Raw genomic sequence first — 24,701 nt, 5'->3', positions numbered from 1 at the left:
CCCTCTCAGTGTCCGCCTGCTGCTCGCAGCTCCGCGCCGTATCGCATCTCAAGCAATGACTTGAGAATAAGCGTGACCAGCGCCAGCAGCGCCAGAAGCGAAGCCACCGCGAACGCAGCGACAAAATTATATTCGTTGTAAAGAATTTCGACATGCAGCGGCATCGTATTGGTCAGCCCACGAATGTGGCCTGATACGACGGACACGGCGCCGAATTCCCCCATGGCGCGGGCGTTGCACAAAAGCACGCCGTAGAGCAAGCCCCATTTGATGTTCGGCAATGTCACGTGCCAGAAAGTCTGCCAGCCATTGGCCCCGAGCGAGAGCGCGGCTTCCTCGTCAGTCGTGCCCTGATGCTGCATCAGCGGGATCAATTCACGGGCAACGAAGGGAAAGGTCACGAAAACCGTCGCAAGCACGATACCGGGCACGGCAAAGAGGATTTCGATGCCATGCGATTTGAACCAAGGTCCAAGCAAGCTGTGCGAGCTGAATAGCAGCACATAAACCAGGCCCGAAATTACCGGCGAGACCGAGAACGGCAGGTCGATGAGCGTCGTCAGGAACGCCTTGCCCTTGAATTCGAACTTGGCGATGGTCCATGCGGCGACCACGCCGAAGACGAGATTAAGCGGCACGGCGATAGCGGCGACGAGCAGCGTCAGGCGGATGGCAGCCTGCGCGTCGGGTTCTATGAGCGCGGTGAAATATTCGGCCGGTCCCTTGCGGAATGCCTCGACGAAAACCGAAACGAGCGGCAGGACGAGGAACAATCCGAGAAACACCAGTGTGATGCCGATCAGCACATAGCGTGAGCCGCGGCTCTCGGTCGTTGCCGGGTGCCAGGTCGCCGCTGCGGGGGCTGCGGTCTGGGACAGGTCATGTACCATAGCCATACCTCCTGCGGCTCCACGCCTGAATAAGATTGATGATGAAGAGCATGGCAAATGAGATCAGCAGCATGATTGCTGCGATCGCCGTCGCGCCGGCATAGTCGAATTCCTCAAGCCGGATGACGATGAGGAGCGGCGCTATCTCTGACACGTAAGGCAGGTTGCCCGCGATGAAGATCACCGAACCGTATTCGCCGACTGCCCGGGCGAAGGCGAGGGCGAACCCGGTGAGGATCGCCGGCTGGAGACCGGGCAGCAACACACGCGTGATCGTCTGGAACCGGTTGGCGCCGAGCGTGGCCGCAGCCTCCTCGACCTCCGTGCGGATTTCTTCCATCACCGGCTGCACCGTGCGCACCACGAAAGGCAGGCCGACGAAGATCAACGCGATGGTGATGCCGATCGGCGTGAACGCAACCTTGATGCCGAGCGGATCAAGCCAGCGCCCGATCCAGCCATTCTTGGCGTAGATCGACGTCAGCGCGATACCGGCCACGGCAGTCGGCAGGGCGAAGGGGAGATCGACAATCGCATCGATGATGCGACGACCCGGAAAACGATAGCGCACCAGCACCCAGGCAACGACGACGCCGAAAAAGACGTTGATCAGCGCCGCGACAAAGGCCGTGCCAAAGCTGATCTTGAGTGCGTTGAGGGTGCGGGGATCGGTCGCGACATGCCATAGCCCGGCCCAGCCAAGGGATGCGGAACGCCATGCGAGACCCGTTAAAGGAATAAGAACAATTAATGCGAGGTAGGCAAGAGTGAAGCCGAGTGTCATTCCAAATCCCGGAATGACACTCGGCCTCTTAAACCGCCAACCTGCTTTCGCGAGGTTGGAAATCATGCTGTTATTGTTTCGGCTTGTAAATCTGGTCAAACGTTCCGCCATCTCCGAAGTGGTAGGGCTGCGCCTTGGCCCATCCGCCGAAGATAGGATCATCGATCTTCACCAGTTTCAACTCCGGCAATTTCTTGATGAGGTCTGGAGCGACCAGTTCCGGTTCTGCCGGACGATAGAAATGCTTCGCGGCGAGGGTCTGGCCCTCTTCCGAGTAGAGATACTGGAGATAGGCCGCGGCAGCCTTACGCGTGCCCTTGGCATCGACATTGCCGTCGACGATAGCAACGGGCGGTTCGGCAAGGATCGACTGCGGGGGAACGACGATATCGAATTTGTCCTCGCCGAATTCAGCCAGCGACAAATAGGCTTCGTTTTCCCAGGCAAGCAGGACGTCGCCAAGTTCGCGCTGGGCGAAGGTCGTCGTCGAGCCGCGGGCGCCGGTATCGAGGACCGGAACGTGCTGGAACAGCGTCGCGATATATTCCTTGATCTTGGCTTCGTCGCCGCCGTACTGGCCATAGGCCCAGGCCCAGGCTGCCAGATAATTCCAGCGGGCGCCGCCCGAGGTCTTTGGATTTGGGGTGATGACTTGAACGTCATCCTTGATCAGGTCACCCCAGTCCTTGATGCCCTTGGGGTTTCCCTTGCGAACCAGAAACACGATGGTCGAGGTGTAGGGCGCCGCATTGTGCGGATATTTGGTGCGCCAATCGGGATTGATTTTTTTCGTCGCCTCGGCAATCGCCGTGATGTCGCTTTCGAGTGCGAGCGTCACAACATCGGCATCGAGTCCGTCGATCACGGCGCGGGCCTGCTTGCCCGATCCGCCGTGTGAACTCTGGATGGTGATCGTCTCGCCGGTGTCGGCTTTCCACTTCGCCGCGAACGCCGCGTTGAAATCCTTGTAGAACTCGCGGGTCGGATCGTAGGAGACGTTGAGAAGGGTGGTGTCCGCAAAGGCAGCAGACATCGGCTGAACGGCGATCGTTGCTGTAAGCAACGCTGCCGCGAATGTTAGGGAAAATCGGGAATTTTTCATGCCTGCCTCCGTATGATGAGAACTGAAGCGTAGCAGAGGCCCCAAAATTAGGGGCGTTAGAAAGAATTCCTTTTACAGGGGAAAATTAGAATATTCTACCGCAAGCACCTTAGTCTATCGAAACGGTCGTCTAATGGGCCGGAGCACAGGATTCCTGATGGGCCGGGCACGATCGGAAAATTGGGAATGCGCGCCCGATTTCGCCCCTTTCCTGAAAAATCATACTATCGTGGAATAGTTGTCTAACGGGATGGCGGACGTTACGGGAGCGGCCCCGCAATTCACGGGGCCGAACCACTTTTAACGAGGGCGCGCCCTGCCGTGGTCGCGGTAGGTTCTATCGATCGTCCCGGCCTCGGCGACATTCACATACTTTGCGGATGGCCGGCTTTCAGTAAATGTCCGGGTCTTGATCGGCATGGCGAACGCGGCTGCCGTCAGAAGCGCAGTCGCAGTGATGGAAAGGCGGCGTTCCAGCCGTGAACTGATGATCATTGTCTCGTCCCTTTAGTGCAGGCTCGCGCGCTGCGGGCGCGAAATAATGTCGTCGATTGCGAATTTCGGTATCGGCAAAAGCACCTGGTCCAATTCGACAAGCGTTTCGGCAAAGGCGATCGCAGCGTTCTCCACATCCTCCTGACGGGAAGGACATGCCATGGCATTGAGGCAAGTTCTGGCCGCAACCATGTCACAATTTTGTAGGCCCGCGATCAGTCCCAAAGTCAGGCATTCCTCCCGGCATACATGGTGCGAACCGAATGGAAATGTCTTCAACGGGCACAGTGCGCAATGGCGCAGGGTGCGGATGAAATACGACAGTTCCGACAGCGCCCGATTGCCGTTGCGGCGGCCGAGCAGCTCGCTGTAGAGACCGAAAGCCATCTCCCAGGCGACTACCGATCCGGTTTCAAAGCCCGCAGTCCAACGGCGATAACCTTCGAGAACGAGCTTCTCGGGAGTTCGGTCGAAATAGCAGCCGTTGCCGCCATGCGATTCAGTCAAATGCGGATACATCGCCTGCCCTTTCGTGATTGCGTGTTGCAGCGAAAGAGCCTTTGCGGCGACCTGGAACAATATCGGCCAGCCGCTTGGAGGACAAAAGCAGTTGCTGCCGTGGCAGCAGGGAAACCACGCGCAGGCGTGGCAGAAAAAGACCAATCATAAGGTCCTCCAATCGAAAGGGTTCAAGGCCCAGACATCAAAGGGATGCATCCGTGGGATGCCGGCGCACCTCGCGCCAGTTCGCATAAAGGCTGGCGAACCTGATAAAGTCAAACACTAAATCTTTAAAACTATTAAAAATATCAATAGGTTAGAATTATTCTAGGAAATTATGAGTTTTTTAGTATACAATTGTTCCAAACGCCACAAAATCTGGAACGGTCTTCCTGTGGCAGGGTTTCTCGCCGGGCCAGAAAAAGCGCGACGAGAAACCACGTGCCATCAGCTTTCGATGAGCAGGCGCAACTTCTTGAGGGCGACGTCCTTGCTCTCCTTATAGTCAATCGTGCTCTTCAGTCTTCCATCGCGATCAAGCAGGATCACCGAGGCGGTATGGTCCATCGTGTAGTCGCCGTTCTCGGTCGGCACCTTGCGAGCATAAATCTTCCATGCTTTCAGCACCTTCTCGATTTCGTCCGGCTTGCCGGTAATGCCGGTGATCCTGTCAGTGAAAGCCGTGGTGTAGCCTTTCATGACATCCGGCGTGTCACGCTCCGGATCGACGGAGATGAAGAAAACCCGCAGGTCCTTGCCCTCGTCGCCAAGGTCCTTCAGCCAGCCCGACATCTCGAAAAGCGTTGTCGGGCAGACTTCGGGACAATGCGTGAATCCAAAAAAGAGCACGCTTGGATGGCCCTCGAATGCGGCTTCAGTGATGGGTGCTCCATTCTGGTCGATGAGGTTGAAGGGCGTGCCGAGTTTCACCCCCGCAGATTGGCTGCCGAGACGGGGATTGACATAGGTGATGACCAGCAAAAGGGAAAGGACGGCAATAGCCGCCCACAGCCCATAGCGCAGAAGCCGAATTCCCATTTCAGTGTCCCATGTCGGTGGCGTTGGCCGCGCCGACCATCAATTGCAGGTCCACCTTGCCGGCCTTGGCGAACTCCAGGGTAACAGGAACCATGTCGCCCTCCTTGAGCGGCGATTTCAGCCCCATCATCATGAGGTGCAGGCCGCCCGGCGCCAGCTTTACCGTCTCGCCAGCCGGAATATCGAGGCCTTCCTTCAGTTGGCGCATCTTCATGACGCTGCCATCCATTTTCATTTCATGGACCTCGACCCGCTCCGCAACAGGCGTGGAGCCGCCGATGAGGCGGTCGGCTTCCTTCGATCCGTTGGCGATCGTCACATAGCCGCCGCCAACCTTGGCTCCGGGCAGCGTGGCGCGGGTGAAGGCATCGCTCAAGGTGAGGTCGCCGGCCTTTACCGGCTCCATCCCGCCGGCGTCAGTCATTTCCGTGCCGGCCTGCATTGCCGAGTGATCATGGGCGGCCGCAGCGAGGGCGAAAGAAGCGGACACGAGAAGCGCCGCGGCAATTGTTGACAGTGTTTTCATGGAAAGGGTCTCCACTTCGGATTTCAAGAGAATACACGTTTGAGGGGCGAGGGTATGCGCGTGAGCAACTGATCCAGGATCAACATTGCGAGAATGGCGAACCCGGTGAGGGGAAAGAGTACGCCGAAGCCAAGGATCACAAGGGTCAGGACAGCGAAAACACTTTTCTGCGTGGGCATGGGCGGCACGCCCAGCCGACCGGACGGGCGGCGCTTCCACCACATGACGACAGCGGTCACCGAGGTCAGGACGATGGCAAGGCAGGTCATGAGCATGACGATCTGGTTGGCGACCCCGTAATACTGGCCCATGTGAACGCCGATGCCGAATTCCATCGCCTTGGCGCCCGCGCCATAATCGCCGAATTTCAGGTCGATGAGGGGCTTGCCGCTGTACTGGTCGTAGTGAATGGTCCGCTGCTTTGCGATATCGTCTGGGAAGATCGCAGCGGTGTAGACGCCGGTTTTGCCTGAGGGCAGCGACACCTCGAATCCCGGGGTCAGGCCAGCCGCGTTGGCCGACGCCACGATGCTGTCGAGACCTACCGGCGAAGCACTGCTCGGCGAGGATGTCGGAACTGGCGCGTTTTCGACCGTCCAGCCGGCATTGGTCAGGACATCCTTGGTCGGCACCTCGGAGGTCGGAACCTCGTCCCAAAGCTGGGTCGGATAACCGAGGCCGGCATTGGCAAGCACGGAGTTGGCTTTATCGCCCCAATAGCCGGACCAGGGCATGCCGGAGATCGCAAGGAAGAAGATCAGCGCCCCTGCGCCAGCTCCGGTTACGGCATGCAGGTCGCGCCAGAACACGCGCTTCTGCGGTGTGCCGCGAACACTGACGACGCCGCCGGTCTGTTTGCGCGGCCACCAGAGATAGAAACCGGTGACGACGAGAATGAGGGCAAGTCCGCCCACCGCTTCGACGATACGGTTGAAGGGGAGGCCGAAATATTCGAGGCTGTGGATCTTCTTGACGACCCAGTTGAACTCTTCCTTCTCTGCAACCGTGCCGAGAACAGCGCCGGTATATGGGTTGAGAAAGACGTAGGTTTTTCCGGCTTTCGTGCCAACGATGACGCGTACGGACTGGCTTGGCTCGGCCGGGGCGCGATAGCGCAGGACCTTGGAGCCCGGCAGGGCTGCTTTGGCGGTTTCAGTCAGGAGCGAGGGCGCAAGCGCGGTCCCATTCGGCTCGACGACATTGCGATAGGCAAAGACCGTATTGTCGATCTCGTCATTGAACAGATAAAGGCCGCCGGTGATGGCGAGGTTGAGCATGAAGGGGATGACCAGCAGGCCGGCAAAGAAATGCCAGCGCCACACGGCTCGGTAAAGGGATAGGCTAATTGTATTGGGCTTCGCGGAAGCCACGCTCGAAATGGTCATTGGTAATCCAATCGTCTGACGATAAAGCATGACGATCTGCAAACGCAGGCCGTCGTGACGTGCCCTACGGCACGAACTGTGTCAGGCGAAAGGTGGGGCTTGCGGCGGCGCCGAAGGCGGGTAGAGGCTGCGCGCGATCAGGATCGATTTGCGCGCTATCGCTATCGATTGCTCCGGCTGGAATTTTGCTTCGGATACAAATGGCGGAACTGCCAGGATGAACGATGCGGCGAGCCGGCACGCTTCGCAGCCCGTGCCATGCCAGACGCTCTTATGGCTGTCCTCGCCGCCGCTGCCGGGGAGGCAGAGGACAGGAACCGTGCCGTCGGGAAGCGTATAGGCTGCAAGATCGATTGGCTGGGCTTCGGCGGCAACCGGCTTATGCGCGAAGGCAACGCATACGAGCGCAATGGCGCAAAGTATGCGCAATGCCGTTCGCCAGTCGTGCCAAATTCCGCGCATCAACGCCCCGATTCCAGTTCGAGCCAATCAAATACATCAGCGTCAACTCAAAATCTATGCGGCAAAGCGACAATGAAATCAGGAGGCGTCGATCTCGATCAGCCAGCAACTTTCGGGTTTGCGGACGAAGGCCAGCGTTTCACCGCGAGCAAGGTGGATCACATCGTCGATTTCGACGGTCTCGCCCGCATGCAACGCAGCTTTTGAGCGAAGCAGCAGAAATGTTTCCTTGGCTTCCACTGTCAGCTCCTGGCGTTCGAGCGGTGTAACACGGGCGGTAAAACGGCCGCGGCGCACCATGACGTTGAGATCGGTTACCGTCTCGATGACGTCGGCGCGCGTCGGAATATCACCGGGAAATGGTAGTGCCGGTGAGGTCGAGTCTAGTTTCACGGGCGTGCCGGCGCCAACTTGCAAATTCATGGCGCCGTCAAGCACCGCCAGTACCCTGTCGATGCCGGCAAAGGCGGAGAAGGGGCCGGAATCCGGCACCTTCGCCATGCTGATGCGCCAATCGAAGCTGTCGATTGCAGCCCCTTCTGGCGCTATGGCGATCTCGGTGGTAACGCCGGCGCCATTCTTCCACGGCATGCGCTTGTGGGCGCCGGCGCGCAATATACGCATCAGCCGAGGATGCCGGGCAGGTTTAGGCCCTTTTCCTTGGCGCATTCGATTGCGATCTCGTAGCCCGCATCGGCATGGCGCATGACGCCGGTGGCCGGGTCGTTCCAGAGCACGCGGCCGATCCGCTCGGCGGCATCGTCCGTGCCGTCACAGCAGATCACCATGCCGGAATGCTGAGAATAGCCCATCCCGACACCGCCGCCGTGATGCAACGACACCCAGGTCGCGCCCGACGCGGTGTTGAGGAGCGCATTGAGCAGCGGCCAGTCGGAGACGGCGTCCGAGCCGTCCTTCATCGCTTCCGTCTCGCGGTTGGGCGAAGCGACGGAACCGGAATCGAGGTGATCGCGGCCGATGACGATAGGTGCTTTTAGTTCGCCGTTTCGTACCATTTCGTTGAAGGCGAGGCCGAGGCGGTGGCGATCGCCGAGGCCGACCCAGCAGATGCGCGCCGGTAGCCCCTGGAAGGCGATGCGATCGCGTGCCATGTCGAGCCAGTTGTGCAGGTGCGTATTGCCTGGCGTCAGCTCCTTCACCTTGGCGTCCGTCTTGTAGATGTCTTCCGGATCACCCGACAGGGCGGCCCAGCGGAACGGACCGATGCCGCGGCAGAAGAGCGGACGGATATAGGCCGGCACGAAGCCGGGGAAAGCAAAGGCGTTTTCAAGGCCTTCATCCTTGGCGACCTGCCGGATATTATTGCCGTAGTCGAGCGTGGGAATGCCCTGGTTCCAGAACGCGAGCATGGCTTCCACATGCACGCGCATGGAGGCCCGCGCGGCCTTTTCTACGGCCTTCGGGTCGCTCTCGCGCTTCTCGCGCCATTCGGCAAGGGTCCAGCCCTTGGGCAGATAACCGTTGATCGGATCGTGCGCCGAGGTCTGGTCGGTCACCATATCAGGCCGTACGCCGCGACGTACGAGTTCCGGCAGAACATCCGCGGCATTGCCAAGAAGACCAACCGATTTGGCTTCGCCAGCCTTGGTCCAGCGGTCGATCATTTCCAGCGCCTCGTCGAGCGTCTCCGCCTTGGCGTCGACATAGCGGGTGCGTAGGCGGAAATCGATCGAATCCGGATTGCATTCGACGGCAAGGCAGCAGGCGCCGGCCATGACCGCGGCGAGCGGTTGTGCGCCGCCCATGCCGCCAAGACCACCCGTGAGAATCCATTTGCCCTTGAGGTTGCCGTCATAATGCTGTCGGCCGGCCTCGACGAAGGTTTCATAGGTCCCCTGCACGATGCCCTGCGTGCCAATGTAGATCCACGAACCCGCGGTCATCTGCCCGTACATGGCGAGACCCTTCTTGTCGAGTTCGTTGAAATGATCCCAGGTTGCCCAATGTGGCACCAGATTTGAATTGGCAATGAGAACACGCGGCGCGTTGGAGTGCGTCTTGAATACGCCGACGGGCTTGCCGGACTGGACGAGCAGCGTTTCATCCTCGTTGAGGGTCTTCAGCGTCGAAACGATCTTGTCGAAATCGTCCCAGGTGCGCGCAGCGCGACCAATGCCGCCGTAGACGACGAGTTCGTTGGGGTTCTCGGCAACGTCCGGATCGAGATTGTTCATCAGCATCCGCAGGGGCGCTTCGGTCATCCAGGATTTGGTGTTGAGCTCATTGCCCCGGGGACTGCGGATTTCCCGGATATTGTGCCTAGGATTGTTCATTACTTGCTCCCCAGTTTAATGGCGGTCTGTGCGATGATTTCGAGTATGTCCTTGAGGTGCCTGCGCAACTTCTCGGCCTTGCCTTCGTCGTAGTCGAAGGGTGGCGCTTCGGTCGCAAGATGCGACGATTGCGTCAGCTCCATCTGGATGGCGTGAATATTGGAGGAAGGTTTGCCATAATGACGCGTCGTCCAGCCGCCTTTGAAACGGCCATTGATCACGGCGTCGTAGCCGCGGGCGGCAAAAGCAATGCGGCCAACCGCAGAGGCAATTTCCGGCGAGCAACTGGTGCCCTCATTGGTCCCGATGTTGAAATCCGGCAGCTTCCCTGCAAACAGGAACGGGATATGCGAGCGGATGGAATGGCAATCGTAGAGGATGGCTAGCCCATGCGTCTTGCGCACCCGCTGGATTTCGTCGAACAGAGCCTCATGATACGGGCGATGAAACCGTTCGAGTCTCAGCTTCGTATCGGCTGACGTCGGCATTTCGCCGTCGCGCCAGATGGCTTTCCCGTCAAAATCGGTTTCCGGAATGAGCGCCGTGGTGTTCTGGCCTGGATAGAGACTGCCACCCGCAGGATCGCGGTTCGCATCGATGACGTAGCGGTGGAACGTCGCCCTGACGGTCGAGACGCCTGGCAGGAGGCCATCATAGAGCTGGTCCACATGCCAATCGGTGTCGGCGAGACGCTGGCCGTTCTCGTTGAGACGCGACCAGATTTCGGCAGGCACATCCGTGCCTGTGTGCGGAAATCCGAGGATGATCGGCAGCGATCCCTGTTTGACCTCGACAATGCTCATAGACGCGTATCCAGAACTGGGAGAATTTCGGCCGAAATCGCGGCGTTCAGTGCGCCTGAGGCAACAAGCTCGCTTGCGGCCTGAAGGTCCGGCGCCATATAGCGGTCGTCGTCAAGTGTCGGCACCGCTAAGCGGATAACGCCGTGGGCGCGGGTGAGTTCCGGGCTGGTTGCGAGCGGACTGCGCAGGTCGATGCCTTGCGCCGCCGTCAGTGCCTCGATGCCGATGATCGAGAACAGATTGTCGGTCATCTGCAGAAGCCGTCGGGCTCCATGGCAGGCCATGGAAACGTGATCTTCCTGGTTGGCCGACGTTGGCGTCGAATCTACCGAAGCCGGATGCGACATCTGCTTGTTCTCTGACATGAGCGCAGCGGAAGTGACCTCCGCGATCATCAATCCGGAGTTGAGGCCGGGCTTGCGCGCAAGAAATGCCGGCAGGCCGTAGCTCAAGGCTGGATCGACCAGCAATGCGATACGGCGCTGGGCGATTGCGCCGATTTCGCAGATGGCAAGTGCGATCTGGTCCGCAGCGAACGCGACCGGCTCAGCATGGAAGTTGCCGCCCGAGACGACGGAGCCATCGCTGAGGACCAGCGGGTTGTCGGTCACGGCATTGGCCTCGATTTCGAGCGTGCGCGCGGCCATGCGCAAGAGATCGAGGCACGCCCCGTCAACCTGCGGCTGGCAGCGGATGCAATAGGGGTCCTGCACGCGCTCGTCGCCTTCGATGTGACTTTCGCGGATCGGTGAATTTTCGAGGAGGCGTCGCAGCGCTGCCCCGGTGTCGATCTGGCCGCGATGCCCGCGCAAGGTATGGATATCAGGGTGAAACGGCGCGGACGAGCCCATCGCCGCGTCGGTCGAGAGCGCTCCGGTGATCAAGGCCGACTGGGCAGCCCGGTGAGCACGGAACAAACCTGCAAGGGCGAGCGCGGTGGAAACCTGGGTACCGTTGATCAGGGCAAGCCCTTCCTTGGCGGCAAGAACGACCGGCTTCAGCCCGGCCTTCGCAAGCCCATCGCCCGCCGGCATCCGCTCGCCGCCGAAGACGACGTCGCCTTCGCCGATCATGGCTGCGGCCATGTGCGCGAGGGGAGCGAGATCGCCCGATGCGCCGACAGAGCCCTTTTCCGGAATGACTGGGATGACGCCCTTGTCGAGCATTCCCTCAATCAGGCTGACGAGTTCGGGACGGACGCCGGAAGCGCCGCGGCCGAGCGAGATAAGCTTCAGCGCCATGATCAGTCGCACGATGTTTTCGGGCAGCGCATTGCCGACGCCGCAGCAATGGGAAAGGATGAGATTACGTTGCAGGGTCGCCACATCGGCCGCATCGATCTTGATGCTGGCAAGCTTTCCGAAGCCCGTATTGATCCCGTAAACGGGAGCGTTGCCCCGCGCAATTTCGGCGATGCGTGCCGCTGCAGCCTCGATCCCGGCCTTGAACGATTGGTCCAGCCGTACGGCCTCGCCCTGCCAATAGATGGTTTCCAATACTGAAATAGGCACGGAGCCGGGGTGGAGAACAACAGTCATGGTTACGCTTTCAAGAAGAGCTGGTGAAGCGGGTTGAAGCCAATGCGGTAACAGAGCTCCGCCGGTTGCTCTGCATTCCAGATCGCAATCTCGGCCCGTTTTCCGGGCGCGATCGTGCCGATATCCTTGTGAAGGCCGAGTGCGCGCGCTGCCTCGCGGGTTGCGCCGGCGAGTGCTTCCTCGACGGTGAGGCGGAACAGAGTGCACGCCATGTTCATCGTCAAAAGCAAGGAGGTGAGCGGCGACGTGCCGGGATTGCAGTCGGTGGCGACGGCGATGCGCACGCCTGTTTCGCGTAGCAGCTTCACGGGAGGAGCCCGTTCCTCGCGCAGGGCGTAGAACGCGCCGGGCAGGAGCACGGCAACGGTACCGGCTTCGGCCATGGCATTGGCGCCCTCGGCGTCGAGATATTCAAGATGGTCGGCCGACAGGGCGCCGTAGGATGCCGCAAGCTTTGCGCCACCGAGGTTGGACAATTGCTCGGCATGAAGTTTTACTGGCAGGCCAAGGCTTTTGGCCTTGTCGAACACGCGCGCGATCTGTGCCGGCGAAAAGGCGATGCCCTCGCAAAAACCGTCCACCGCATCGACCAGTCCTTCCGCGTGCGCTGCTTCGAGACCCGGCAGGGCGACTTCGGCGATGTAATCGTCCGCGCGCCCCTTGTATTCAGGCGGCACGGCGTGCGCGCCGAGATGGCTCGTCTTGATCCGGACCGGGCGCAGCGTCGCAAGCCTTCGCGCAACGCGCAGCATCTTGAGTTCGGCTTCGATATTCAGGCCGTAACCGGATTTGATCTCGATCGTCGAAATCCCCTCGGCCAGCAGGGTGTCGAGCCGCGGCAGGCTTTGCGCCACCAGTTCATCCTCGCTGAGCGCATTGGTTGACTTGACCGATGATACGATGCCGCCACCGGCGCGCGCGATTTCCTCATAGGTTGCGCCCTCAAGGCGCATTTCGAACTCGCGGGCGCGGTTGCCGCCGAAAACGAGGTGGGTGTGACAATCGACAAGCGCCGGCGTTGCCAGCCTGCCACCGAAATTCTCGATTTCTACATGGTTCCAGTCGCCCGGAACGTCTTTGCCAACCCAGGCGATGCGGTCGCCTTCCACGCCGATTACGCCATCCTCGATCAAGCCGTAAGGCGCGCCGATGTCTTCCAGCGTTGCGATCCGAAGTCCCGAAAGGATTTTTCTCATTGGCGTTGGCCGTGTCCCATTATGGTCTTGCTCATACCATTATTATGTATATACATATTATGTCAATCGGGTGCAGGAGAAGAAATGAGCGAGCCCACGAAATCAGTTTTTGCGCGCAGGGCCCTGACGGCCAATGGCTGGGAAAACAACGTGCTCATCCGCGTCGACGCGATTGGACGCATCGCGTCGGCGACACCGGAAACCATCGCAGAATCAGATGCTTATACCGTCGACACGTTGCTCCCCGCGCAAAGCAACCTGCACAGTCACACCTTTCAGCGCGCTATGGCGGGCTTGTCGGAAGCACGCAGCCCCGCCGGACGCGACAGCTTCTGGACGTGGCGCGAAGTCATGTATCGCTTTCTCGATATTCTTGATCCTGAGGAGATTGAGGCGATTGCCGCCTTCGCTTTCGTCGAAATGCTGGAGTCCGGTTATTCCAGCGTCGCCGAGTTTCATTATGTGCACCATCAGCCCGGCGGCGCGACTTATGCAAAGCTCGGGGAATTGTCGGAACGCATCGCCGCCGCCGCCAGCGCAACCGGCATCGGGCTGACGATTTTACCGGTCGCCTATATGCAGGGCGGCGTCGACGGCCGTGCGCTCGCCGGCGGTCAGCTTCGGTTCGGAAATGATCTCGACCGCTATGAGCGGCTGGCTGAAGAGGCAAAGAAAGCTGCGGCCAGCGTCAGCCCCGATGCCGGTTTCGGTGTCGCGCCGCATTCCATCCGCGCTGTGAACGAAGGCGATTTGAAGGCGCTGGAACAGCATTTTCCGGGCGTTCCCTTCCATATCCATATTGCCGAGCAGATACCGGAACTTCAGGAAGTCGAGGCCGCCTATGGCCAGCGCTCGATGAGCTGGTTGCTTGATCATCTGCCCGTCGATGAGCGCTGGTGCCTCATCCATTCGACCCACATGAATGAGGAAGAGACCCTGCGCGTCGCGGCGAGCGGGGCGGTGGTCGGCCTGTGTCCGATCACCGAAGCCAATCTTGGCGACGGCATTTTCAACGGCGTCCAGTATCTGAACGCTGACGGACGGTTCGGCACCGGATCCGATTCCAATATTCGTATTGCGCCTTCCGAGGAGTTGCGCCAGCTCGAATACAGCCAGCGTCTGCGCGACGTCTCGCGCGTCATGCTTTCGCGCGACGGAAAATCCTGCGGCCGCACGCTTTACGACGCCGCTTTGCTGGGCGGAGCTCAGGCACTCGGGCGCGCGAGCGGCAGCCTTGAAGCCGGCAAATGGGCGGATATGATTGCCCTTGATGTTGATAACGCAGCGGTTTTAGGCCTTACCGGCGACAGGCTGCTTGACGGCTGGATATTTGCTGGCGACAGAGATGCGGTAAGCGACGTCTGGTCGGCCGGACGCCATGTCGTGCGCGAAGGCAGGCATCGCGATCGCGCTTCGATATTCAAGTCCTACAAGGCGCGCCTCGCGTCGATTCTGGAGAGAGTGTGACGGCAACCGCGCGCAAATCGTTCCACGCGATCAAGGCTGAGATGGCGCGCCGCATTGCAGAGCGCGTCTGGGCGCCAGGCGCGCTGATACCCGGCGAGGAGGTGCTTGCAATCGAGTTTGGCTGTGCCCGTGCCACCGTAAACCGGGCGCTGCAGGAGCTGGCGCGCGGCGGCGTTCTGGTGCGCAAGCGCAAGGCCGGCACGCGTGTTGCGCTGCATCCCATGCGCGAGGCACGTTTCGTCATCCCGATCGTGCGCCAGGAGATCGAGAACAAGGGCGGCGCCTATCAGTTTCGCCTCGTTTCCAATGCCGTGGAAAAGGCGCCGGCATGCGTGACGAAGCGCCTTGGCATCACCAAGGCCAAGGACATGCTGCATGTGCGCTGTCTGCACCTTTCCGATGAAAAGCCCTACCAGTATGAAGACCGCTGGATCAATCTGGACGCAGTGCCGGCCATTCGCCACGAGACTTTCGAGACCGTCAGCCCGAACGAATGGCTTGTCACTCACTCACCGTTTTCGCAGGCTGAAATCGTGTTCCATGCTGGGCTCGCCGACCCGGACGAAGCCGAAATGCTCGATCTTGGCGTGAACGATCCCGTGTTCGTCATTGAGCGCCTGACCTACCTGCCGCAAAAGCCAATCACTTTCGTTCGCATGATCCATCCCGGCTCGCACCGCATGGTGACACAACTCTGATCGGCGCCGCCGCGTCGCTGGAATGCAAATGATCATTGGCGTTTGGTCCCAACTGCACTATTTGAGTCCCCAAGGAACGACAGGGATGGAACTTTAAATGGCAGGCGTGACGAAAGATCAGGTTCTCGAACAGCTGAAGACAGTGACGGGCCCCGATTTCAACAGCAACATCGTCGAGCTCGGCCTCGTTTCGGATATCTTCATTGCCGACAACAAGGTGTTCTTTTCGATCACTGTGCCTGCCGCCCGCGCCCAGGAACTGGAACCGCTGCGGTCCGCCGCCGAGCGCGTCGTCAAGGCGTTGCCCGGCGTTGCCGGTGCAGTCGTCGCCTTGACCGCCGAAAAGAAAGGCGGCCCGACCAGTGATGACGCACCGCGAGCAACGCCGTCACCCCGTCCCGTGCAACGTTCCGCACCTGCCGGGGCCACGCCGCCGCCGCGTGTCCCGGCGCAAGGCGCACAGCCGCACACGCATGGAGCCGCGCCGGTGAAGGCCGGCGTGCCCGGCGTTGGCGCGATCATCGCTGTTGCCTCCGGCAAGGGCGGCGTCGGCAAGTCGACCACCGCGGTCAATCTCGCACTCGGCCTCAGCGCCAATGGCCACCGTGTCGGCATTCTCGACGCTGATATCTACGGGCCGTCCATGCCGCGCCTTCTCAATCTGCATGGCAGGCCGGAAGTGGTTTCCGGCCGGGTGCTGAAGCCGATGGAGGGCTATGGGCTCAAGGTCATGTCGATCGGCTTCCTCGTCGAGGAGGAAACGCCGATGATCTGGCGCGGGCCGATGGTGATGTCGGCACTGACGCAGATGCTGCGCGAGGTGGAGTGGGGCGATCTCGATGTGTTGGTCGTCGATATGCCGCCGGGCACGGGCGACGCGCAATTGACCATGGCTCAGCAGGTGCCGCTTGCCGGCGCCGTCATCGTCTCGACGCCGCAGGATCTGGCGCTGATCGATGCGCGCAAGGGCCTCAACATGTTCAAAAAGGTCGACGTGCCGCTTCTCGGCATCGTCGAGAACATGAGCTATTTCATCGCTCCGGATACCGGAGCGCGCTACGATATTTTCGGCCATGGCGGCGCGCGCAAGGAGGCTGAACGCCTCGGCGTGCCCTTCCTCGGCGAAGTGCCGCTCGTTATGGAAATCCGTGAAACATCCGACAGCGGAAGGCCGGTTGTCGTCAGCAACCCTGATGGCCCGCAAGCCAAGGCCTATCGCGAGATCGCGGCGAAGGTCTGGGACGAGCTGCAGTCGGCCAAGGGCGGACGCACCGCCCCGTCGATCGTGTTCGAGTAAGTCGGTTTCCTTGAGGTCTGCATTAAGGCCGCTCGGTAATGCGGCCTTTGGCGCGGGGATCTCCACGCGCGCCCGCCTCCGCTACAAATTCTCCGCTCATACGCTGCCGCTGCGGGCTCCTCGGGTCAAAACCGAGGGTGCCGGTAGGGCTAAGTTGAAATTCAATTGGGACTTAGAGTGGAGACTAGGCTCTGTATGACCGCCTGGATTTCATCGAAGCTGACCTAGCCGGCGCCGGCCGAGCAAATTATGGGCAATGGAGCAGTTCCGCGCCGCTACGCCACTTCAAAGCTGGAACGCTCAGCCCTTCACGCGCTTCCCGTGCCAGGCAATGTGATCAGCCATGAAGGTTGAGATGAAAAAGTAGGAATGGTCGTAGCCGTCGCGCATATTGAGCGTCAGCGGAATGCTGGCCTTGGCGCAGGCGTCTTCCAGCAGCCAGGGGCGCAGACCATCGTCGAGAAATCCGTCGGCCTTACCCTGGTCGACCAGCAACTCCGCCACACGAGCACCATCCTCAATGAGCGCAACGCTGTCATAGGCCCGCCACGCTGCTTCGTCTGGCCCGAGATATTTCTCGAAGGCAGGGCGCGACCAGCCGGCGACCATGGGCCGCGAGATCGGCGCGAACGCTGAAACGGATTTGAAACGTCCCGCGTGCTTCAGGGCTTGCGTGATCGCGCCATGACCGCCCATGGAATGACCGAATATGCCCTGACGCTCCATATCCACGGGAAAGTTGGCCGCGACCAGCGCCGGAAGTTCGTCGCCGATATAACTTGCCATCCGATAGTTGGTCGACCAGGGCGCCTGCGTGGCGTCGAGATAAAAGCCGGCACCGCTGCCGAATTGCCAGTTGTCTTTTTCGTCCGGCACATTCTCGCCGCGCGGGCTCGTATCCGGGCAGATGATGGCGACGCCGTGTTCGGCTGCGGCGCGGCGATATTCGCCCTTGTCCATGACGTTCTGATGCGTGCAGGTAAGCCCCGAGAGGTACCAGAGGAGCGGCACCGGACCGTCCTTCGCCTGCGGCGGCAGGAATACGGCAAAGGTCATGTCGCATTGGCAGGCTTCGCTGCGATGGCGATAGACGCCCTGAATTCCCTCGAAGGTCCTGGCGGTCGATAGCGTTTCCATGGGTGATCCCGATTTATTGCGGTTGGCCGAGCGCGACGGCGACATTCACCGCGGCTGCGACCAGCACCGTATTGAAGAAGAACGAAACGATGGCGTGGACGAGATTGATCCGGCGCATCTGCGAACTGGTAATCGCGGTGTCGGACGTCTGCGCCGTCATGCCGATAATATAGGAGAAGTAGACGAATTCGATGCCGCCGGGCTCCTTGTCGCCCGGAAAGTCGAGACCGCCGGCGTGGTGGCGCGGCTTGTCCTTCACGCCGTCAGCGTCTTCGTCCGGCTGCCAGTACATATGGGCATAGTGGATCGCCGTCATCATGTGGATCGTCAGCCAGCCGAGCGGGACTGCGAAAAGCGTCAGCGTCAGGTCGAGCGGGTGCTTGTCCTGACCGGAATTGATCAGCGCAAACAGCGAGCCGACGGCGACGAGCACAGTGCAAAAAGTGACTGCGAAGATGATGCCCACAGGCTCGTCCGATTTGGCCGCATTGTTGCGAAGGTAGTCGGGCGTGAGCCTGTGAACCTTGAATGCCGACAGAAGCAGGTAGATGACGAAAAACGCATTGGCGGCAACGACAGCGGCAATGCGCGACGAAAGCAGGAACACCGCAACTGCGAATACGGCGATCCCGACAACGGCGGCAATGTAAAAGGGATTATGTCGTTTCCACATGTGGGGCGGCCTTTTTCGAACGACAGCTAGTCTGTTGCGACCGCACCGGGGCGCTGCATGTCGATATGCGGAATGTCGTCCTCGAGATATTCCTCCGACACCGACACGAAGCCGAAGGATTCGTAGAAACCCTTGAGGTGGCTCTGCGCCGAAAGATTGATCGGGCGTTCGGCATAAAGCCGCTCGCATTGGGCAATGGCCTCGACCAGCAGCCGCTCCCCAAGGCGCTTGCCGCGATGGTCCGGAGAGACGACGACGCGGCCTATTCGAGCCGCCGGCTCGTCCTTTTCCGGCTTGCGGATGCGGGCGCTGCCGACGAGCGTCTTGCCATCCATCAGGCGCAGGTGCAGCGCATCGACATCCTTGCCGTCGAGCTCGGGGTACGGACATTTCTGCTCGACGACGAAGACGTCGACCCGCATCTTGAGCATATCATAGAGTTCGCGCGGGCTGAGTTCGTCCAGCCCGCTGAGGATCACTTTATACGGACCGGGTTCCATCAGAAAGTGACGACCGAACGGATCGACTTGCCCTCATGCATGAGATCGAATGCGGTATTGATTTCGTCGAGCGGCATTGTGTGAGTGATCAACGAGTCGATATCGATCTTGCCCTCCATGTACCAGTCGACGATCTTCGGCACATCTGTGCGCCCGCGCGCACCGCCGAAGGCCGTGCCGCGCCAGTTGCGCCCGGTGACGAGCTGGAACGGTCGCGTCGAAATTTCCTTGCCGGCCTCGGCAACGCCGATGACGATGCTGGTGCCCCAGCCGCGATGGCAGCATTCGAGCGCCTGGCGCATGACATTGGTGTTGCCGGTGGCGTCGAAGGAAAAATCGGCGCCGCCGTCGGTCAATTCCTGGATTGCCTGCACGACCTTGTCATTGCCCACTTCGTTCGGATTGACGAAATCGGTCATGCCGAATTTCTTCGCCATCGCCACCTTACCGGGATTGATGTCGACACCGATGATCTTGTCGGCGCCTACCATGCGTGCGCCCTGGATGACATTAAGGCCGATGCCGCCGAGTCCGAAGACGACGACGTTCGCGCCGGGCCACACCTTGCCCGTATAAATAACCGCGCCGATCCCGGTGGTGACGCCGCAGCCGATGTAGCAGATCTTGTCGAATGGCGCATCCTCGCGCACCCGGGCAAGGGCGATTTCGGGTAGCACGGTGAAGTTGGAGAAAGTCGAGCAGCCCATATAGTGGAAGACCTCACCGCCCTCGCAGGAAAAGCGGCTGGTGCCGTCCGGCATAACGCCTTGCCCCTGCGTCGAGCGGATGGCCGTGCACAGGTTCGAGCGCTGCGAAAGGCACGTCTTGCACTGGCGGCATTCGGGCGTATAGAGCGGAATGACATGGTCGCCGACCTTGAGGGAGGTCACGCCCGCGCCAATCTCGCGCACGATTCCCGCGCCTTCATGCCCGAGGATCGCCGGGAATTTCCCTTCGGAATCAAGCCCGGAAAGCGTGTAGGCATCGGTGTGGCAGACCCCGGTCGCCATGATCTCGACGAGGACTTCACCGGGCTTGGGGCCGCTGATCTCGATCGTTTCGATGGTGAGCGGCTTTTTGGCCTCCCAGGCGACGGCGGCGCGCGATTTCATGAAATTCTCCCTGATGCGTCTCGATCAGCAATGTGATTTGCTTTGGCGCACTATCGGGAAGGGGCACAGGGTCGTCAATCCGAACCGCGACATTTTCCGGGCGGGAAGGCGAAGCTGCCGACCCGCCCGGTCCGGTCTTGTCAGGCCTAGTTGCTTAGGGAGCCCGTCGATGGTGGGAGACTATAGTTCGGATCGTCATAGTACTTGTTGAGTTCAGTCTTGAGTGGCGCGCGCGACTCCTCCGTATTGTAGATCATGTGTCCACCCTCGAACCATTTGACTGGCATGCGGGTCTCAAGGCCGGCGCTAATGAGGTCGAGTTCGGTCTGATAGCCCGGGGTTGCGATATCGTCATATCCATGAAGGGTGAGCAATTTGAGCTTCGGCTCGTAGCGCAGGGCCTCGGTCATGTCGCCAAGGCTTGAAGGCGATACGAATTGGTCACGGTGCTTCCAGTCCCAGGCGTCGTCTTCGTTGGACGTGACATATACCGACCCGGTCTTATAGTTGGTATAGTCGGGGAAGAATGTTTTCGCCTGATTTTCGAAAGCCACGTCGATATAGTCGTCCGCGTTGAACGTGCTCTTCACCGGAACCATCATGCGGGCGTCATACCGGCCCAGCTTGAACCCTGGAACGAGCCCTTCTCGAAATCGTATGGGACGGAAGACAAGCGCATAAACCGGATCTTCTGCCCACGACTTGCTGCCAATTCCGGTCAAGCTGCTCAGTTCAGCAAGAAATGCTTTCCCCTCGTCGGTCGGCGTATAATCTTTCCACTCAACGCCGTAGGCCGCTTCGTACCCGTACTTCGCGGCGATGGGTGCGAACTTCGTCTTGGTATATTCGCGCAGGTAGTCCAGATATTCGCTTCTCGACCTTTTGCCGCGCACCGTGGATTTTCCGAGAGCGTCGGCCACCAGGGCGTAGGAGGGTATAAAGCCTGCGCAACTCGTATAGAACATGGACGGGTCGCAACTTGAATTGTAATTCAGGATCGGCGAGTTCAAAACCAAGCCGGACAACGTTTTGGCTGGCTTGCCCGAAGGATCGGGTTCGAAGCGGCTGACACCGGCCTGTGTCAGGAGATCGGCAACGATCGGCGTGCGTATGCCGCCATAGGATTCGCCATAAAGATATTTCGGAGAGCTCTGTCGGTTGTTGACGTTGACGTAGCGAAGAATGAAATCAGCAACCGACCGAGTATCGCTCTCAATGCCCCAGAAGTCGTTGTTCGTGTGTGGCGCGATGGCGGTTGAATAACCGGTTCCGGCTGGATCAACAAAGACGAGATCGGATTTGTCGAGCAGCGTGATGGCGTTTTCTTCAAACGGCAGGCTTTCGGGTTGCGTCGCAGATGGCATGTTAGGCGCATCCGACTTTATCCGCCAAGGTGCCCATGACCCCAGGTGTAGCCATATTGACGATGAGCCTGGGCCCCCATTCCAGAAAAACGTAACGGGGCGGTTCTCCTTGGGCAGGCCGTCGCGGGTATAGGCTGTATAAAAGATAGCTACCTCAGGCTGGCCTTTCGGTCCCTTGGCGATAAGGTGACCGGCATTGGCAGTAAAAGGCACAGTTTTACCGTCCATTTTCAGCGTGTGGCGTTTCACCGAAGTGGTTTCATTGACAAGTTCGGCAGCGATCGAACCATTGATAGTGGTGTCGTAGACGTTCTTGTCATCGACGACATGATCTGCAGGGGCGAGCACCTGGAACGCTTCTGTCTCATAGCCCGCATTGGCCAGCACTGTTCCCGTCGATCCGGAAAGACCTGCGGCTTTCAGTGCGTCGGCAGCTTTATCAAACTCTCCTCTAAGAACAAGCTTGGCGGCTTCGGCGATTGCCTTCGCCCCATCATCTGCTGATATGGAAGGTGTTGCTGGGACCGTAGGGTGGACTGCCGCCGTTTCGACGGACGGAGCGGTGGTCGTTGGCGAAGAGAATGTTGTCGATTCAGCGGTGTTTTGAGTCTGATCTTTAGCCGAGTTGGAGTCGTCGCATGCGCCAAGCGCTACAAGCCCCATTAAAAGCAGGGTACGATATTTCATTTACTTAAATATTCCCTCTGAAAAGATTTTCTTGAAATGCCGGCGCGAAAAATCTGCCTACCGCAACGGTTGCACTATTTTCGAAACAGCAAATTATGACAATTAGACGAACGTCTAAAAGGTGCGAACCCGGCCGGATATTCTCCAATGGAGAGTGCGATCATGCGCACCAATTGCCCTTTGCTGGACTTTCCATTGAAACGCTGTCAATTCGCTTTAGCAACACTGCGGGACGCGTCCATTGAAACAACTGCCACCCCTCCCTGTCACCGAAATTCTGCCCGCGCTCGATGATGCGCTGGCGCATGGAAGCGCGGCCGTACTCGTTGCCCCTCCCGGCGCGGGCAAGACCACGCTCGTGCCGCTGCACCTGCTTGGTGCATTATGGCGGGGGGATGGCACGATCGTACTGCTTGAGCCGCGCCGCCTCGCTGCCCGCGCTGCCGCGAACCGTATGGCGAGCCTCCTTGGCGAGAGTGTGGGTCAAACCGTCGGCTATCGCATGCGGCTTGAAAACAAGGTCTCGGCGAAGACGCGCATACTCGTCGTGACGGAAGGTGTGTTCGCTCGCATGATCCTCGATGACCCGGGGCTCTCGGGAACCTCCGTCGTGCTTTTCGATGAGTTTCACGAGCGTAGCCTCGATGCGGATTTCGGCCTGGCCCTGGCGCTCGATATACAGGCTGCATTGCGGCCCGACCTGAAGCTTCTGGTGATGTCGGCGACGCTCGACGGCGCGCGCGTGGCCAAACTCCTCGGCAGTGCACCGGTCCTCGAAAGCGAGGGCAGGTCCTTCCCCGTCGATATCCGCTATCGCGAGCGCAAGCCCGATGAAAAGATCGAAGATGCAATGGCGCGGGCGGTGCGGGACACGCTCGCCGGGGAGAGTGGCAGCATTCTCGCTTTCCTCCCCGGACAACGCGAGATCGAACGGACCATCGCAGCGCTTGAGGGGCGTGTTTCGGCGGACACCTTTGTCACGCCGCTCTATGGCGCGCTCGAGGGCCGTGATCAGGATGCTGCCATCAGCCCGCCGCCTCCCGGCAAACGCAAGGTGGTGCTCGCGACGTCGATTGCCGAAACCTCCATAACGATCGATGGCGTGCGCGCCGTTATCGACAGCGGCCTGGCGCGGCTGCCGAAATTCGAACCGGCGACCGGGCTCACCCGGCTCGAAACGGTGCGGGCGTCGCGCGCTGCCGTCGAGCAACGTGCTGGGCGTGCCGGACGCACGGAGCCCGGCGTTGCATTGCGTCTATGGCGTGCCGAACAGACTGCGGCACTCGAAGCCTTCTCGCCGCCCGAAATACTGGAGGCTGATCTTTCCGGCCTTGTCCTCGATTGCGCCGCCTGGGGCGTAACTAACCCAGCCAGCCTTTCATTCCTCGATTTGCCGCCGGCGCCCGCGGTTAAAGAAGCAAAGGCGCTGCTCAACGAACTTGGCGCGCTCCACGATGATCGCATCACGCCGATGGGCGAGGCTATGCGCAATCTCGCTTTACCCGTCCGCTTGGCCCATATGGTGCTCGCGGCACGTGAGCGCGGGCAAGGCATGCGCTCTGCCGAAATCGCTGTGCTTTTGACGGAGCGCGGCCTTGGCGGCAACGACGTCGACATCGAAACGCGACTGGCGCGCTTTGAACGTGAGCGCGGCGATCGGGCGGCACGCGCGCGCGGACTGGCGAAACGCCTCGCTGGCAAGGATACAGGCCGGGCAGATGCGCAGGAGAGTGCCGGGCGGCTTCTCATAGACGCTTACCCGGACCGTGTCGCCAAGGCGCGCGGCAATGGCCAGTTCACGCTCGCCAATGGCCGGGGCGGCGAACTCGACCCCGTCACCTCGCTGGCAAAATCGCCATGGCTCGTCGTCGCCGATCTTGCGGGGCGGGCGGGCCGTGCACGCATTCTTTCGGCAGCGGAAATCTCCGAATCGGACATACGCGCCGCCCTCGGCGATCGCATCGTCAATGGCAGGCAGGTCAGTTATGACCCGGCCCGCAACGCTTTGCAGGCGCGCGAAATTACGCGTATCGGCGCCCTCGCGTTGTCAGAGAAGACCTTGCCGGCGCCGACTGGCGAAGAAGCCGACCGAGGCGTCATTGCCGCCGTCAGGGACCACGGCCTCGACATCCTGCCATGGTCCAGGGAAGCGGCGATCCTGCGGCGTCGCCTCACTTGGCTGCATCAGGGTCTTGGCGATCCTTGGCCGGCGATGGACGATGCGTCGTTGCAAGCAAACCTCGAAGACTGGCTGTTGCCTTATCTCAAGGGAACGGCTCAGCTCGGCCAGATATCGGGACATGCGATTGCCGAGGGGCTGCGTGCGCTGGTGCCTTATGATTTACAGCGAAAGATCGATGCCTTGGCGCCAACCCATTTCGAGGTGCCGACCGGGTCGAATATCCCGATCCGCTATGAGGCGGAAGCGCCTGTGCTCGCCGTGCGCGTGCAGGAATTGTTCGGGCTCCGGGCACACCCGGCCATCGCCAGCGGAACGGTGCCGCTCCTGCTGGAGCTGCTATCGCCGGCCCATAGGCCAATCCAGATCACCCGCGATCTACCGGGCTTTTGGAAGGGCTCCTGGGCCGATGTGCGCTCCGACATGCGTGGCCGCTACCCGAAGCATGTCTGGCCGGACGACCCCGCCAATGCGGTGCCCACTGCCCGCGCGAAACCGCGGGGAACCTGAGCGGTCACAACCAACGATTAACGCTGAAGCGGGCTCGCAGGAATCATGTTTCCATTTGCGTGA

Annotated in this window: 23 protein-coding genes; 4 read left to right on the top strand and 19 right to left on the bottom strand. The window is 60.3% G+C overall.

The features are described from left to right. Window positions 1-5: 5 nt before the first annotated feature. The 14 genes from cysW to hutI form a co-directional block, all read right to left on the bottom strand. Entirely contained in the window at window positions 6-896 is an 891-nt protein-coding gene (cysW, locus tag BLR72_RS07225; protein ID WP_051614651.1) for a sulfate ABC transporter permease subunit CysW, read from the bottom strand. Next, a complete protein-coding gene (cysT, locus tag BLR72_RS07220) occupies window positions 880-1,740 on the bottom strand; it encodes a sulfate ABC transporter permease subunit CysT (RefSeq protein ID WP_027230615.1) in 861 nt (286 codons plus the stop codon). Before cysT ends, cysW begins: the two co-directional genes overlap by 17 nt. 4 nt (window positions 1,741-1,744) lie before the next feature. Continuing rightward, window positions 1,745-2,776, bottom strand: a complete 1,032-nt coding sequence (locus tag BLR72_RS07215) for a sulfate ABC transporter substrate-binding protein (RefSeq protein WP_091946853.1) — start codon at window positions 2,774-2,776, stop codon at window positions 1,745-1,747. A gap of 300 nt (window positions 2,777-3,076) precedes the next feature. After that, window positions 3,077-3,271: a hypothetical protein gene (locus tag BLR72_RS07210; protein WP_091946851.1), complete on the bottom strand. Its 195-nt coding sequence runs from the start codon at window positions 3,269-3,271 to the stop codon at window positions 3,077-3,079. A gap of 12 nt (window positions 3,272-3,283) precedes the next feature. Further along, a complete protein-coding gene (locus BLR72_RS07205) occupies window positions 3,284-3,790 on the bottom strand; it encodes a hypothetical protein (RefSeq protein WP_091946848.1) in 507 nt (168 codons plus the stop codon). A 429-nt stretch (window positions 3,791-4,219) separates the two neighbouring features. Next, window positions 4,220-4,810, bottom strand: a complete 591-nt coding sequence (locus tag BLR72_RS07200; RefSeq protein ID WP_091946846.1) for an SCO family protein — start codon at window positions 4,808-4,810, stop codon at window positions 4,220-4,222. Between the two features lies 1 nt (window position 4,811). Beyond that, window positions 4,812-5,336: a copper chaperone PCu(A)C gene (locus BLR72_RS07195; protein ID WP_091946842.1), complete on the bottom strand. Its 525-nt coding sequence runs from the start codon at window positions 5,334-5,336 to the stop codon at window positions 4,812-4,814. Window positions 5,337-5,359: 23 nt separating this feature from the next. Next, complete coding sequence (locus BLR72_RS07190; protein WP_091946839.1) at window positions 5,360-6,721, bottom strand: PepSY-associated TM helix domain-containing protein; 1,362 nt, start codon at window positions 6,719-6,721, stop codon at window positions 5,360-5,362. 81 nt (window positions 6,722-6,802) lie between these two features. Beyond that, window positions 6,803-7,183, bottom strand: a complete 381-nt coding sequence (locus BLR72_RS07185) for a hypothetical protein (RefSeq protein ID WP_027230608.1) — start codon at window positions 7,181-7,183, stop codon at window positions 6,803-6,805. A 78-nt stretch (window positions 7,184-7,261) separates the two neighbouring features. After that, the gene (locus BLR72_RS07180) at window positions 7,262-7,807 is read right to left on the bottom strand and encodes a HutD/Ves family protein (RefSeq protein WP_091946836.1); all 546 of its coding nucleotides are present in this window, start codon (window positions 7,805-7,807) and stop codon (window positions 7,262-7,264) included. After that, window positions 7,807-9,477 carry a urocanate hydratase gene (gene hutU / locus BLR72_RS07175; RefSeq protein WP_091946833.1) on the bottom strand — a complete coding sequence of 557 codons (1,671 nt, stop codon included), beginning with the start codon at window positions 9,475-9,477 and terminating at the stop codon, window positions 7,807-7,809. The genes BLR72_RS07180 and hutU overlap by 1 nt, the downstream gene beginning before the upstream one ends. After that, window positions 9,477-10,280: an N-formylglutamate deformylase gene (gene hutG / locus BLR72_RS07170; protein ID WP_027230606.1), complete on the bottom strand. Its 804-nt coding sequence runs from the start codon at window positions 10,278-10,280 to the stop codon at window positions 9,477-9,479. Before hutG ends, hutU begins: the two co-directional genes overlap by 1 nt. Further along, window positions 10,277-11,818: a histidine ammonia-lyase gene (gene hutH / locus BLR72_RS07165; RefSeq protein ID WP_091946830.1), complete on the bottom strand. Its 1,542-nt coding sequence runs from the start codon at window positions 11,816-11,818 to the stop codon at window positions 10,277-10,279. Before hutH ends, hutG begins: the two co-directional genes overlap by 4 nt. Before the next feature lie 2 nt (window positions 11,819-11,820). Further along, a complete protein-coding gene (gene hutI / locus BLR72_RS07160; protein WP_091946827.1) occupies window positions 11,821-13,014 on the bottom strand; it encodes an imidazolonepropionase in 1,194 nt (397 codons plus the stop codon). Between the two features lie 84 nt (window positions 13,015-13,098). On the opposite strand from hutI, the gene BLR72_RS07155 reads away from it, so the two are divergent. From BLR72_RS07155 to BLR72_RS07145, 3 genes are all read left to right on the top strand, one after another. Further along, on the top strand, window positions 13,099-14,481 hold the full coding sequence (locus BLR72_RS07155; protein WP_091946826.1) for a formimidoylglutamate deiminase: 1,383 nt from the start codon (window positions 13,099-13,101) through the stop codon (window positions 14,479-14,481). Next, a complete protein-coding gene (locus BLR72_RS07150; protein WP_244506653.1) occupies window positions 14,478-15,179 on the top strand; it encodes a GntR family transcriptional regulator in 702 nt (233 codons plus the stop codon). The genes BLR72_RS07155 and BLR72_RS07150 overlap by 4 nt, the downstream gene beginning before the upstream one ends. Window positions 15,180-15,276: 97 nt before the next feature. Next, on the top strand, window positions 15,277-16,476 hold the full coding sequence (locus tag BLR72_RS07145) for an Mrp/NBP35 family ATP-binding protein (RefSeq protein ID WP_091946824.1): 1,200 nt from the start codon (window positions 15,277-15,279) through the stop codon (window positions 16,474-16,476). A 300-nt stretch (window positions 16,477-16,776) separates the two neighbouring features. On the opposite strand, the gene fghA is transcribed toward BLR72_RS07145, so the two are convergent. The 5 genes from fghA to BLR72_RS07120 form a co-directional block, all read right to left on the bottom strand. Next, a complete protein-coding gene (fghA, locus tag BLR72_RS07140) occupies window positions 16,777-17,613 on the bottom strand; it encodes an S-formylglutathione hydrolase (RefSeq protein ID WP_091946823.1) in 837 nt (278 codons plus the stop codon). A 13-nt stretch (window positions 17,614-17,626) separates the two neighbouring features. After that, on the bottom strand, window positions 17,627-18,286 hold the full coding sequence (locus tag BLR72_RS07135; protein ID WP_027230599.1) for a DUF1345 domain-containing protein: 660 nt from the start codon (window positions 18,284-18,286) through the stop codon (window positions 17,627-17,629). 26 nt (window positions 18,287-18,312) lie between these two features. Next, window positions 18,313-18,786 carry a GNAT family N-acetyltransferase gene (locus BLR72_RS07130; RefSeq protein WP_091946822.1) on the bottom strand — a complete coding sequence of 158 codons (474 nt, stop codon included), beginning with the start codon at window positions 18,784-18,786 and terminating at the stop codon, window positions 18,313-18,315. Next, window positions 18,786-19,898 (bottom strand): S-(hydroxymethyl)glutathione dehydrogenase/class III alcohol dehydrogenase, encoded by a 1,113-nt coding sequence (locus BLR72_RS07125; protein ID WP_027230597.1) that lies wholly within the window; start codon window positions 19,896-19,898, stop codon window positions 18,786-18,788. The genes BLR72_RS07130 and BLR72_RS07125 overlap by 1 nt, the downstream gene beginning before the upstream one ends. A 146-nt stretch (window positions 19,899-20,044) precedes the next feature. Continuing rightward, entirely contained in the window at window positions 20,045-21,949 is a 1,905-nt protein-coding gene (locus BLR72_RS07120; protein WP_210183723.1) for a S10 family serine carboxypeptidase-like protein, read from the bottom strand. A gap of 241 nt (window positions 21,950-22,190) precedes the next feature. Between BLR72_RS07120 and hrpB the strand changes: the two genes are divergently transcribed. Then, the gene (gene hrpB, locus BLR72_RS07115; protein WP_091946820.1) at window positions 22,191-24,638 is read left to right on the top strand and encodes an ATP-dependent helicase HrpB; all 2,448 of its coding nucleotides are present in this window, start codon (window positions 22,191-22,193) and stop codon (window positions 24,636-24,638) included. Window positions 24,639-24,701 lie beyond the last annotated feature (63 nt).

Source organism: Phyllobacterium sp. YR620, assembly GCF_900104165.1.
GTDB lineage: Bacteria > Pseudomonadota > Alphaproteobacteria > Rhizobiales > Rhizobiaceae > Phyllobacterium > Phyllobacterium pellucidum.
This window is presented reverse-complemented; position numbering and strand designations above follow the sequence as displayed.